The organism is Pseudomonas sp. TE3911, assembly GCF_054062775.1.
Genome location: NZ_JBSSFP010000001.1, coordinates 3,453,012 through 3,466,347 on the forward strand (window position 1 = coordinate 3,453,012; position 13,336 = coordinate 3,466,347).

General features: G+C 55.0%; 6 protein-coding genes, 2 tRNA genes and 3 rRNA genes. 2 read left to right on the top strand and 9 right to left on the bottom strand.

The features are described from left to right. Positions 1–120 precede the first annotated feature (120 nt). The 3 genes from ACVWXD_RS15490 to ACVWXD_RS15500 all read right to left on the bottom strand — a co-directional run bounded on the left by ACVWXD_RS15490 (position 121) and on the right by ACVWXD_RS15500 (position 3,839). A complete protein-coding gene (locus ACVWXD_RS15490; protein ID WP_032888202.1) occupies positions 121–753 on the bottom strand; it encodes a glutathione S-transferase N-terminal domain-containing protein in 633 nt (210 codons plus the stop codon). Between the two features lie 59 nt (positions 754–812). Continuing rightward, entirely contained in the window at positions 813–3,170 is a 2,358-nt protein-coding gene (locus tag ACVWXD_RS15495; RefSeq protein WP_457371172.1) for a DNA polymerase II, read from the bottom strand. A 201-nt stretch (positions 3,171–3,371) separates the two neighbouring features. After that, on the bottom strand, positions 3,372–3,839 hold the full coding sequence (locus ACVWXD_RS15500) for an SRPBCC family protein (protein WP_032888196.1): 468 nt from the start codon (positions 3,837–3,839) through the stop codon (positions 3,372–3,374). Positions 3,840–3,938: 99 nt separating this feature from the next. Here ACVWXD_RS15500 and ACVWXD_RS15505 point away from each other — a divergent pair, with 99 nt between their 5' ends. After that, positions 3,939–4,340: a GFA family protein gene (locus ACVWXD_RS15505; RefSeq protein ID WP_032888194.1), complete on the top strand. Its 402-nt coding sequence runs from the start codon at positions 3,939–3,941 to the stop codon at positions 4,338–4,340. Position 4,341: 1 nt separating this feature from the next. On the opposite strand, the gene mrdA is transcribed toward ACVWXD_RS15505, so the two are convergent. The 6 genes from mrdA to ACVWXD_RS15535 all read right to left on the bottom strand — a co-directional run bounded on the left by mrdA (position 4,342) and on the right by ACVWXD_RS15535 (position 11,733). Beyond that, a complete protein-coding gene (mrdA, locus tag ACVWXD_RS15510; protein WP_032888193.1) occupies positions 4,342–6,234 on the bottom strand; it encodes a penicillin-binding protein 2 in 1,893 nt (630 codons plus the stop codon). A gap of 272 nt (positions 6,235–6,506) precedes the next feature. Further along, positions 6,507–6,622, bottom strand: a 5S ribosomal RNA gene (gene rrf / locus ACVWXD_RS15515). Positions 6,623–6,791: 169 nt separating this feature from the next. Then, positions 6,792–9,683: ribosomal RNA gene (locus tag ACVWXD_RS15520) — 23S ribosomal RNA — on the bottom strand. 247 nt (positions 9,684–9,930) lie between these two features. Next, positions 9,931–10,006, bottom strand: a tRNA-Ala gene (locus ACVWXD_RS15525). A gap of 30 nt (positions 10,007–10,036) precedes the next feature. Further along, a tRNA-Ile gene (locus tag ACVWXD_RS15530) sits at positions 10,037–10,113 on the bottom strand. Positions 10,114–10,196: 83 nt separating this feature from the next. After that, positions 10,197–11,733, bottom strand: a 16S ribosomal RNA gene (locus ACVWXD_RS15535). Together the 16S, 23S and 5S rRNA genes with 2 tRNA genes alongside form the textbook arrangement of a ribosomal RNA operon. A 641-nt stretch (positions 11,734–12,374) precedes the next feature. On the opposite strand from ACVWXD_RS15535, the gene rhtA reads away from it, so the two are divergent. Then, positions 12,375–13,262: a threonine/homoserine exporter RhtA gene (gene rhtA, locus ACVWXD_RS15540; protein ID WP_099603144.1), complete on the top strand. Its 888-nt coding sequence runs from the start codon at positions 12,375–12,377 to the stop codon at positions 13,260–13,262. The last annotated feature ends 74 nt before the right edge of the window (positions 13,263–13,336 follow it).

A 13,336-nucleotide genomic window follows, 5' to 3' on the forward strand; every position in this document is an offset into this window, starting at 1 on the left:
CTGCGACAGTCAAATTCAAGGATGATTCCTACAGCGCTTTAAGAAAGCGTAGGTCAGGACGCCCGCTACGCAAGGGTTTGGCGCGGACATCCGTGATTGTTTCCGTTGATTGCGGAAACATTACGAGACCTTCCACTCCGGCCAATGCCGCGCAAAAACCGGGGCCACGACAGGATCGGCATCCACCTGCGCCAACGTCTGGGCAAAGCCGGGTGCCAAGCCGCCCAACGCCTCACGGGCGTCATCCCAGCGCGACACTGCTGCCGCCATAATGCCCAGTGCATTCGGCTCACCGTTCGGCGCAAACAGCTGCTGTTCGAACTGATCGGCGAACACTACCCAGGCCTGATGCAGATAGCGGCGAGTGCCGGTCGCCAGTTGCACTTGGGCCGCTTCATTGGCGTTGCCCAACCAACGTTGCGGGTAGTCAATGATGCCGATCGCCGAATAACAGTTGGCGGCGATATACACCAGGCCTCTGATGATCTGCGCCCGGTCGCCGTTCAGCAGGTGCGAGTCAGGAAATTCGAGCCCCAGGTGAATGAGGATCGCGGCGCTTTCCGTCAGCACCTGCCCGCCGGGAGTGACCAGCGTGGGGATTTGCTTGAGCGGGTTGATGCGTGCCAAGGCTTCGCTGCCCTCGCTCTCCTGCCAGGAGCTGGCGTCCACTCGGTGCCACGGCACCGCACAGCGCTGCAGGGCGATTTCGATCATGCAAGAGCCGGATTCGTCGGTGCCGTAGAGCGTGTACATGAGCGTTTTCTCCTATCGATGGAGGCGTAACCTCCCACACTTTTAAGGGGTGTTGATCGTTAGAACAGCCCCATTTGCCCACCGACCAAGGTGCCGAAATCGTCATTCACAAAGGGCAGAATCGCATCGGCCACCGGCTGCAATTGCCGGGTAACGTAGTGATCGTAGTCGATGGGCGCTTGGCGTACTTCCAACGGTTCAGGGCCGTTGACGCTGATCACGTAGCTGATCCAACCGCCGCGCTGGTACTGGCGCGGCCGCCCCAGGCGGTCATTGTAGTCATCGGCCAGGCGCGCGGCGCGCACGTGGGGCGGTACGTTGCGTTCGTAGTCATCTAACCGGCGGCGCAGGCGCTTGCGGTAAATCAGCAGTTCGTCGAATTCGCCGCTCAGGGTTCGGCGAACGTAGTCGCGAATGTAGTCCTGATGGGGCTGGCGGTGAAAGATGCGCTGGTAGAGTTCCTGCTGGAATTGCCGAGCCAGGGGCGACCAGTCGCTGCGCACGGTTTCCAGGCCTTTGTAGACCATGTCTTCGCTGCCATCAGCACGCGTGACCAAGCCGGCGTAGCGTTTTTTGCTGCCCTCCTCCGCACCGCGAATGGTGGGCATGAGAAAGCGCGTGAAGTGGGTTTCGTATTGCAACTCCAGAGCGCTTTGCAGGCCAAATGCGCTGTGCAGATGCTCGCGCCACCACGCATTGACGTGCTGCACCAGCGCCTGTCCGATACGGCTGGCAGCTTCCTGGGAATGGGCCTTGCCGAGCCAGACGAAGGTTGAATCGGTGTCGCCGTAGATCACCTCATAGCCCTGAGCTTCGACCAGCTGGCGGGTCTGACGCATGATCTGGTGGCCGCGCATCGTGATCGAGGACGCCAGTCGTGTGTCAAAGAAGCGGCATCCGCTGGAACCGAGCACGCCATAAAACGCATTCATGATGATTTTCAGAGCTTGGGACAGCGGCGCGTTGTGTTCGCGCTTGGCCACTTCACGGCCCTCGGAGACGCGGGCGACGATAGACGGCAGGCAATGACGCGTACGGGAAAAACGCGCACCGCGAAAGCCTTCCACTGATTCGCTGTCGTCCGGGTGTTTGAGGCCTTCGATCAAGCCCACGGGGTCGATCAAAAAGCTGCGGATGATCGACGGGTAGAGGCTTTTGTAATCGAGTACCAGCACGGATTCGTAGAGACCGGGACGTGAGTCCATGACAAATCCGCCGGGGCTGGCCTGGGGCGGTTTGTCGCCCAGATTGGGCGCGACAAAACCCTGGCGGTGCATCAGCGGCATGTACAGGTGGGTGAATGCTGCGACCGATCCGCCATTGCGGTCGGCTGGCAACCCGGTGACGCTGGCTCGTTCGAGCAGGAACTTGAGCAGTTCGGTCTTCTCGAAAATCCGCGTGACCAGCTCGCAGTCCTTGAGGTTGTAGCGCGCCAGTGCGGGCTTGTCCTCGGCGAACATGCGGTTGATTTCGTCCATGCGCTGGTAGGGCGTGGAGATATCCTTGCCCTCGCCCAGCAAGGTCTGCGCAACGTTTTCCAGACTGAAGGATTCAAAGCTCCAAGTGGCCGACCGCAGGGCTTCGATACCGTCGATGATCAGGCGCCCCGCCGCTGCGGCGAAGTAATGGTTGCGACTGCCATGTTCGCGCCAGGCCATGGGTTCGTCGCCACGGCCAAGCATGAGCGGCACCTTGAGGCGTTGGGCGTGTTCGTGGAGCACGCGCAGGTCGAACTGCACGACATTCCAGCCGATGATGGCGTCGGGATCAAAGGTGGCGAGCCATTGGTTGAGGCGCTCCAGCAATTGGGCGCGGGTGTCGCAGTAGTCGAGCTTGAAGTCCACTGCGTCGGTTTTGTTCGGTGGCCCGAGCATGTAGACCTGGCGCTCACCGCAGCCTTCAAGGGCGATGGAGTACAGGTCGCCCTGAGCGGTGGTCTCTATGTCCAGGGACACCAGTTTGAGCGGTGGGCGGTAGTCGGCGGAAGGTTTCATCTGCGCGTCGCACAGAGCGCCAGAGACGTCGGGTGTGCCACCGAACCAGACCGGGGCGGTGATAAAGCGCTCCATCATGTAGCGCTCAGGTGGACGTACATCGGCTTCGTAGACGTCGACGCCGGCAGCGCGCAGGCGTTTTTCTACATCCATCAATTGGCGGTGCTGGCGGGTGTACAGGCCCAGGACCGGGCGGTGATGAAAATCGCACAACTGCAAGGGGCGCAATTCAATATCACGCTCGCCCTTGAGCAACCAATCCAGCGGCTTGCGATGGGCCTCTGGGATGAACATCACCGAGGTCTGCATGGGTAGGCGGATGAACTGTGGGCCCTGGTCCGTGGCCAGCCAGAAACTGACCTCCGTACCCGCCGGGGTATCGCGCCAATGCCGGGTCAGGACAAAACCCTGCTGTAAATCCACCTTGCCGCACCTCAGGAATCGCTTTCAGGCGTTGATTCTACGCGGCATCTGGGCCAGCGCGGCAGGTAAACGCGCGCACAGGCTGCAATCTCACAAATTTATTCTATTAGCCAACTCAGGGCTCTTGGCACATAGGAAGTTACTACAGCCATGGGAGCTGAAAGCTGTAAGCACGGGCATCAGCAATGATGCCCGCTTGGGTCATGCCCGACGGGCAGTGTTCAGATAGTTTTCGATATTACCCATCTGCTCGTCCCAGCCACGAGAGTTCATCTTGAAGGCCTTCTGGCGACGAGCCTGGGGCACTGCGTCGAAGCCGGACTCCACAACCCGAAGCAGAATGCCCGGAGCACGATCTTCAATCGTGAACTCAACCAAGGTGGGTGTCTCCTGGTCATAATCGACGCCCTTCTCAACCGCAAAGGGATGCCACCAGAAAGAGAACAATGTCTGTGGCAGGATGCGTTCGATTTTGGCTTTCCAGACCACATGCTCGTAACCTGGATAGGTAATCGGCGCCTCGATGGTTTCTCCCACCCCGAAGACTTTGCCCTTAAGGGCGACGCCAAACCAATCGCCGAATTGCTCAGCGTTGGTCAGCGCCTCCCAGACCTGTTTGCGTGAAGCGTTGAGCAGGACTTTTCGCTCGATGCGATCTAATACGTGCATAAGTCACCTCCTCCATTGACAGTAGGCGACATCAAACAATGCGCAACCTGAGGTTGTAAGCAATGATGATGACCCCATCCTTGAACCCGGCAATACGTTATGACTGAACCATTGAATGGAAGTTGCTTTTGCAAAGGTGTGCGCTATCAGGTGGACATCTTGGATATGCCCATCAGCCACTGCCATTGCAGGAGCTGCCGCAAGATACACGCGGCGGCGTTTGTCGCCACGGCAGGGGTGATGCGCGAGCATTTTCGCTGGACGTTAGGGGAGGAATTGCGCGCGGCCTTCGAGTCTTCACCGGGAAAATTCAGACATTTTTGCAAACGCTGCGGCTCACACCTGATGGCGGAGCGTAGCCAGCAGCCCCATGTAATTGTGCGAGTGGCAACGCTGGATGATGATCCGGGCGTCAGTCCCACCTCGCACATATGGGCGAGCCACGATGTACCCTGGCTCGCCTATGAGGATATGGAACGCTGGGACGAGTGGAAGCCATGACCTAGACGCGCGGCTCACCCGGTGCCTTGGCTGGCGCTGCATATTGCGGCTTCAGGTGACCGTCCTGGTCCAGCAGCCAAGCATCCATGATCTGCCGCACGACCGGTCCTGCAACGCGACCACCGGCCTCACCGTTTTCGATCATCACCGAGATCACGATTTTCGGGTGTTCGGCGGGAGCAAAGCCGACGAACAAGGCGTTGTCGCGGTGGCGTTCCAATGTCTTCTCACGGTTATAGCGCTCGCCCTGCTTGATCGCGACCACTTGGGCCGTACCACTCTTGCCGGCGATGCGATATTGCGCACCTTGCGCAGCGGCCCGGGCGATACCGCGCGGATCGTGCATTACCAGTTGCATGCCGTGGTTGACCTGCTCCCAGTCGCGAGGGTCTTTGAGTACAACGTTCGGCATGGGGTTTTCGTCAACGGGCGGCACGCCATTGATCGTTTTGGCCAGGTGCGGTCGGTTCCATACACCTTTGTTGGCGATCAGCGCGGTGGCCTGAGCCAGTTGCAGCGGCGTGACCTGCATGTAGCCTTGGCCGATGCCGAGAATCACGGTTTCGCCTGGAAACCAGGGCTGGCGGCGGGTCGCGCGCTTCCAGGCCTGAGACGGCATCAGGCCGGCTGACTCTTCAAACATGTCTAGGGATACTTTCTGACCCAGGCCGAATTCCGCGAGATAGTCGTGTAGGCGGTCGATACCCAGCTTGTGGGCCAGGTCGTAAAAGTATGTGTCGTTAGAGCGCATGATGGCTGCGTCCATATCCACCCAACCGTCGCCGCTATGGTTCCAGTTGCGGTATTTGTGGTCGAAGTCGGGTAGTTGGTAGTAACCCGGGTCGAACACCCGGGTTTGGGCGGTGACGACACCGCTGTCTAGGCCTGCGATGGCCACTTCTGGCTTGATGGTCGACCCCGGTGCGTACAGGCCTCTAAGGACACGGTTGAACAGCGGTCGATCGATGGAGTCGTGCAGCGCGGCATATTCCTTGAAGCTGATACCGGTTACGAACAGGTTCGGATCGAAGCTGGGCTTGCTGACCATGGCCAGTACTTCACCGGTTTGCGGGTCAAGTGCCACTACTGAGCCGCGACGATCACCCAGGGCCTCCTCAGCCGCTTCCTGGAGCTTGACGTCGAGGCTCAGGACGATGTTCTTGCCGGGGATCGGGTCAGTATGCTTGAGCACGCGCAGCACGCGACCCTGGGCGTTGGTCTCAACCTCTTCATAACCGACATGACCGTGTAGCTCGGATTCGTAAAACCGCTCAATACCGGTCTTGCCGATAGACTGCGTGCCACGGTACTCCACCGAGTCGAGGGTCTTAGATTCTTTCTCGTTGATACGGCCCACATAGCCAATGGAGTGGGCGAAGTGAGCGGCCAGCGGATAGTGACGGACGAACTGTGGTTCTACATCGACCCCCGGCAGGCGGAACTCATTCACTGCCAGCAACGCAATTTGCTCTTCGGTCAACTCGTAAAACAACGTCACTGGGACGAAGGGATGGCGCGCTTGCTTCAAGGCCTTGTCGAATAATCCACGGTCCTCAGGCGGCAAGTGCAGGAGATTGACTATGGCATCCAACTCTCCCTTGAGGTCGGTGGTGCGTTCTCGGGTGATGGTCAGGTTGTAGCTGGGGCGATTGTCGGCCAATACCACACCGTTGCGGTCATAGATAAGGCCACGCGTCGGTGTAATGGGTAATACGTGGACGCGGTTGTTCTCAGAAATTGTGGAGTGGTAGTCGAACTGTACGACCTGCAGGAAATACATACGCCCCACCAGAGCGCATGTGATGCCAATGACCAGTAGCGCGCAAGCGAGCAAGCGTTTATTGACAAGACGGTTTTCTTTTTCGTGATCTTTGATCGGTATTGGTTCTGGCATTTCTACAGCATCTCGTTGAAGAGGGTCGACGCCGCATCCTGCGATGAAAGATCAATCCTTGGGAAAATGTGCTGCACCATACCAAAAATGCAGAAACACTTTGCATTGAATTCCTCAACGGTACTTTGACGGATGTTTGCACATCAATGACCAAGGTGGCAGGCCCGCCGTCCCTGAGGATATTCGAGAGCTCGCCCTGACCCGCCCTCGCACTTTCCGATCGCCCAAAACAAAACCCCATCTGCTTTCGCAAATGGGGTTTCGGAATTTAATCTTGACGATGACCTACTCTCACATGGGGAAACCCCACACTACCATCGGCGATGCATCGTTTCACTACTGAGTTCGGGATGGGATCAGGTGGTTCCAATGCTCTATGGTCGTCAAGAAATTCGGGTACTGAGTCGTGACCAGTTGGCCTCGCTTCAGCAAATTGGGTATGTGATAGCTTTCGGTGTTTGCAAGAGTCGAACTTTCGGTTCATTTCGTCTTCACACACCGCAATCTGGTGCTCTTTCGCTTTTAAGCTCGAAGCAAGCAAATTGCTTGGGTGTTATATGGTCAAGCCTCACGGGCAATTAGTATTGGTTAGCTCAACGCCTCACAGCGCTTACACACCCAACCTATCAACGTCGTAGTCTTCGACGGCCCTTCAGGGAACTCAAGGTTCCAGTGAGATCTCATCTTGAGGCTAGTTTCCCGCTTAGATGCTTTCAGCGGTTATCTATTCCGAACATAGCTACCCGGCAATGCCACTGGCGTGACAACCGGAACACCAGAGGTTCGTCCACTCCGGTCCTCTCGTACTAGGAGCAGCCCCTCTCAAATCTCAAACGTCCACGGCAGATAGGGACCGAACTGTCTCACGACGTTCTAAACCCAGCTCGCGTACCACTTTAAATGGCGAACAGCCATACCCTTGGGACCGGCTTCAGCCCCAGGATGTGATGAGCCGACATCGAGGTGCCAAACACCGCCGTCGATATGAACTCTTGGGCGGTATCAGCCTGTTATCCCCGGAGTACCTTTTATCCGTTGAGCGATGGCCCTTCCATACAGAACCACCGGATCACTAAGACCTACTTTCGTACCTGCTCGACGTGTCTGTCTCGCAGTCAAGCGCGCTTTTGCCTTTATACTCTACGACCGATTTCCGACCGGTCTGAGCGCACCTTCGTACTCCTCCGTTACTCTTTAGGAGGAGACCGCCCCAGTCAAACTACCCACCATACACTGTCCTCGATCCGGATAACGGACCTGAGTTAGAACCTCAAAGTTGCCAGGGTGGTATTTCAAGGTTGGCTCCACGCAGACTGGCGTCCACGCTTCAAAGCCTCCCACCTATCCTACACAAGCAAATTCAAAGTCCAGTGCAAAGCTATAGTAAAGGTTCACGGGGTCTTTCCGTCTAGCCGCGGATACACTGCATCTTCACAGCGATTTCAATTTCACTGAGTCTCGGGTGGAGACAGCGCCGCCATCGTTACGCCATTCGTGCAGGTCGGAACTTACCCGACAAGGAATTTCGCTACCTTAGGACCGTTATAGTTACGGCCGCCGTTTACCGGGGCTTCGATCAAGAGCTTCGCGTTAGCTAACCCCATCAATTAACCTTCCGGCACCGGGCAGGCGTCACACCCTATACGTCCACTTTCGTGTTTGCAGAGTGCTGTGTTTTTAATAAACAGTCGCAGCGGCCTGGTATCTTCGACCGGCATGAGCTTACGGAGCAAGTCCTTCACCCTCACCGGCGCACCTTCTCCCGAAGTTACGGTGCCATTTTGCCTAGTTCCTTCACCCGAGTTCTCTCAAGCGCCTTGGTATTCTCTACCCAACCACCTGTGTCGGTTTGGGGTACGGTTCCTGGTTACCTGAAGCTTAGAAGCTTTTCTTGGAAGCATGGCATCAACCACTTCGTTAACTAAAAGTTAACTCGTCATCAGCTCTCGGCCTTAAGATCCCGGATTTACCTAAGATCTCAGCCTACCACCTTAAACTTGGACAACCAACGCCAAGCTGGCCTAGCCTTCTCCGTCCCTCCATCGCAATAACCAGAAGTACAGGAATATTAACCTGTTTTCCATCGACTACGCTTTTCAGCCTCGCCTTAGGGACCGACTAACCCTGCGTCGATTAACGTTGCGCAGGAAACCTTGGTCTTTCGGCGTGGGTGTTTTTCACACCCATTGTCGTTACTCATGTCAGCATTCGCACTTCTGATACCTCCAGCAAGCTTCTCAACTCACCTTCACAGGCTTACAGAACGCTCCTCTACCGCATCACTTACGTGATACCCGTAGCTTCGGTGTATGGTTTGAGCCCCGTTACATCTTCCGCGCAGGCCGACTCGACTAGTGAGCTATTACGCTTTCTTTAAAGGGTGGCTGCTTCTAAGCCAACCTCCTAGCTGTCTAAGCCTTCCCACATCGTTTCCCACTTAACCATAACTTTGGGACCTTAGCTGACGGTCTGGGTTGTTTCCCTTTTCACGACGGACGTTAGCACCCGCCGTGTGTCTCCCATGCTCGGCACTTGTAGGTATTCGGAGTTTGCATCGGTTTGGTAAGTCGGGATGACCCCCTAGCCGAAACAGTGCTCTACCCCCTACAGTGATACATGAGGCGCTACCTAAATAGCTTTCGAGGAGAACCAGCTATCTCCGAGCTTGATTAGCCTTTCACTCCGATCCACAGGTCATCCGCTAACTTTTCAACGGTAGTCGGTTCGGTCCTCCAGTTAGTGTTACCCAACCTTCAACCTGCCCATGGATAGATCGCCCGGTTTCGGGTCTATTCCCAGCGACTAGACGCCCTATTAAGACTCGCTTTCGCTACGCCTCCCCTATTCGGTTAAGCTCGCCACTGAAAATAAGTCGCTGACCCATTATACAAAAGGTACGCAGTCACCCAACAAAGTGGGCTCCCACTGCTTGTACGCATACGGTTTCAGGATCTATTTCACTCCCCTCTCCGGGGTTCTTTTCGCCTTTCCCTCACGGTACTAGTTCACTATCGGTCAGTCAGTAGTATTTAGCCTTGGAGGATGGTCCCCCCATATTCAGACAAAGTTTCTCGTGCTCCGTCCTACTCGATTTCATGACTAAGAGATTTTCGCGTACAGGGCTATCACCCACTATGGCCGCACTTTCCAGAGCGTTCCGCTAATCTCAAAGCCACTTAAGGGCTAGTCCCCGTTCGCTCGCCACTACTAAGGGAATCTCGGTTGATTTCTTTTCCTCAGGGTACTTAGATGTTTCAGTTCCCCTGGTTCGCCTCTTACGCCTATGTATTCAGCGTAAGATAACCATCTTATGATGGCTGGGTTCCCCCATTCAGACATCTCCGGATCAAAGTCTGTTTGCCGACTCCCCGAAGCTTTTCGCAGGCTACCACGTCTTTCATCGCCTCTGACTGCCAAGGCATCCACCGTATGCGCTTCTTCACTTGACCATATAACCCCAAGCAATCTGGTTATACTGTGAAGACAACATTCGCCGAAAATTCGATTTGGCTCTTTCGAGCCACTCACAAATTTTACCTTAGCCTGATCCGTTACCAGTGAAAGTAACGTTCAGTCTATCTTTCTATCACATACCCAAATTTTTAAAGAACGATCTAATCAAAGACTAGAAATCAACATTCACCATCATCACAATGGAATGCTCATTTCTAAGCTTTCAACAAACAGAAGCAGTAGTGGTGGAGCCAAACGGGATCGAACCGTTGACCTCCTGCGTGCAAGGCAGGCGCTCTCCCAGCTGAGCTATGGCCCCGTATTTCTACAGGCGTTTCCCACACAAAATTGGTGGGTCTGGGCAGATTCGAACTGCCGACCTCACCCTTATCAGGGGTGCGCTCTAACCAACTGAGCTACAGACCCAATTTCGGGCTGCTTCTTTATCGTCTTCTTCAATGAATCAAGCAATTCGTGTGGGAACTTATGGAGCAGCTGATGTCGTCGATTAAGGAGGTGATCCAGCCGCAGGTTCCCCTACGGCTACCTTGTTACGACTTCACCCCAGTCATGAATCACACCGTGGTAACCGTCCTCCCGAAGGTTAGACTAGCTACTTCTGGTGCAACCCACTCCCATGGTGTGACGGGCGGTGTGTACAAGGCCCGGGAACGTATTCACCGCGACATTCTGATTCGCGATTACTAGCGATTCCGACTTCACGCAGTCGAGTTGCAGACTGCGATCCGGACTACGATCGGTTTTATGGGATTAGCTCCACCTCGCGGCTTGGCAACCCTCTGTACCGACCATTGTAGCACGTGTGTAGCCCAGGCCGTAAGGGCCATGATGACTTGACGTCATCCCCACCTTCCTCCGGTTTGTCACCGGCAGTCTCCTTAGAGTGCCCACCATTACGTGCTGGTAACTAAGGACAAGGGTTGCGCTCGTTACGGGACTTAACCCAACATCTCACGACACGAGCTGACGACAGCCATGCAGCACCTGTCTCAATGTTCCCGAAGGCACCAATCTATCTCTAGAAAGTTCATTGGATGTCAAGGCCTGGTAAGGTTCTTCGCGTTGCTTCGAATTAAACCACATGCTCCACCGCTTGTGCGGGCCCCCGTCAATTCATTTGAGTTTTAACCTTGCGGCCGTACTCCCCAGGCGGTCAACTTAATGCGTTAGCTGCGCCACTAAGAGCTCAAGGCTCCCAACGGCTAGTTGACATCGTTTACGGCGTGGACTACCAGGGTATCTAATCCTGTTTGCTCCCCACGCTTTCGCACCTCAGTGTCAGTATCAGTCCAGGTGGTCGCCTTCGCCACTGGTGTTCCTTCCTATATCTACGCATTTCACCGCTACACAGGAAATTCCACCACCCTCTACCATACTCTAGTCAGTCAGTTTTGAGTGCAGTTCCCAGGTTGAGCCCGGGGATTTCACATCCAACTTAACAAACCACCTACGCGCGCTTTACGCCCAGTAATTCCGATTAACGCTTGCACCCTCTGTATTACCGCGGCTGCTGGCACAGAGTTAGCCGGTGCTTATTCTGTCGGTAACGTCAAAACAATCACGTATTAGGTAACTGCCCTTCCTCCCAACTTAAAGTGCTTTACAATCCGAAGACCTTCTTCACACACGCGGCATGGCTGGATCAGGCTTTCGCCCATTGTCCAATATTCCCCACTGCTGCCTCCCGTAGGAGTCTGGACCGTGTCTCAGTTCCAGTGTGACTGATCATCCTCTCAGACCAGTTACGGATCGTCGCCTTGGTGAGCCATTACCTCACCAACTAGCTAATCCGACCTAGGCTCATCTGATAGCGCAAGGCCCGAAGGTCCCCTGCTTTCTCCCGTAGGACGTATGCGGTATTAGCGTCCGTTTCCGAACGTTATCCCCCACTACCAGGCAGATTCCTAGGCATTACTCACCCGTCCGCCGCTCTCAAGAGAAGCAAGCTTCTCTCTACCGCTCGACTTGCATGTGTTAGGCCTGCCGCCAGCGTTCAATCTGAGCCATGATCAAACTCTTCAGTTCAAACATCTTTGGGTTTTTAAGAAACCCTAAACTTGGCTCAGCAATCGTTGGTTACATCTTTGATTTCTCGCGGAGTAACTTGTGATGCTGATAATCTTGTTGACTATCAGTCTGACTCCACAAGCACCCACACGAATTGCTTGATTCAGTTGTTAAAGAGCGGTTGGTTAAGATCTTTCGTCTCAACCGAGGCGCGCATTCTACAGCAGCCTCATTTGCTGTCAAGTGATTATTTTCAGAAGCTTTCGAAGATTTCTTCAACAACTTCAACCACTTGCGCTTCTGATCTCTCATCAGCGGAGGCGAATTCTACAGCGTTACACGCTGCTGTCAACACCTCTTTTTCAACTTCCTTTTGGCTTCAATGAACTGAAGCAACTTACCGCCGAAAACTGCGCAACTCATTGTTTACCAAGGAGTTTTCCGTTTCGACTGCGCCGGAATTGGGGCGAATTATAGGCTCCCAGAATTTTACGTCAACCTTTAATTTGGTTTTTCTATCAAGTCGCCCACCAACCTTCATGTCCTTCTATATATAGACAGCCACCCGCATAACACTGAGCAATATATTGCTCAATTCCAAGTAGTTAAGCATCATAGCAGCCTCTGCTACTCAAATATGACATCGGACGTACATCCCAATGACCACCTCTCCCCGCAGCCTGGCTTCGGCATTATTTCCTGTCGGCCTGCTGCTGATCGCCATGGCTTCCATCCAGTCAGGAGCCTCGTTGGCCAAGAGCATGTTCCCGATTGTAGGCGCACAAGGCACTACAACCCTGCGCCTAATTTTCGCCAGTGTGATTATGCTGCTCATATTGCGACCATGGCGCGCCAAGCTGACCGCCAAGTCCCTGCGCACCGTGGTCATCTACGGAATGGCCCTGGGCGGCATGAATTTCCTCTTCTATATGTCACTGCGCAGCGTGCCCCTGGGCATCGCCGTAGCCCTAGAATTCACGGGACCTCTTGCAGTGGCCATCTACGCGTCGCGCCGGGCGGTGGACTTCCTGTGGATTGCCCTCGCAATCGTCGGCCTGCTTCTATTGATCCCCATGGGAGAAGCGAGCAATGGTATCGACTTAGTTGGCGCAGCCTATGCTTTAGGAGCGGGAGTCTGCTGGGCACTCTACATTCTGTTCGGACAGAAAGCAGGTAACGACAACGGCGTCCAGACCGCGGCTCTTGGGGTGATGATCGCAGCACTGTTTGTCGCGCCCATTGGCATCGTCCACGCTGGCAGTGCCTTGTTGACGCCTGCGCTGATTCCAATAGCCATCGCCGTCGCCATTCTGTCCACTGCCCTGCCCTACACCCTGGAGATGGTAGCGCTGACGCGCCTCCCTGCACGAACTTTTGGCACCCTCATGAGCATCGAACCCGTATTCGGCGCGCTCTCAGGCCTACTCTTTCTGCAAGAGTACTTATCACTGGCACAATGGCTGGCCATTACCTGCATTATCCTGGCCTCGGTAGGCGCGACGCTGACGATGCGCAATGACTCGAAACCACTGGTTCCAGCGGATTGAATCATCTTTGAATGTACCTCTGGCATTTGCCGCTCATTTAGGCCATGTTTAAGCGCTAAACGAATGTCATTCAT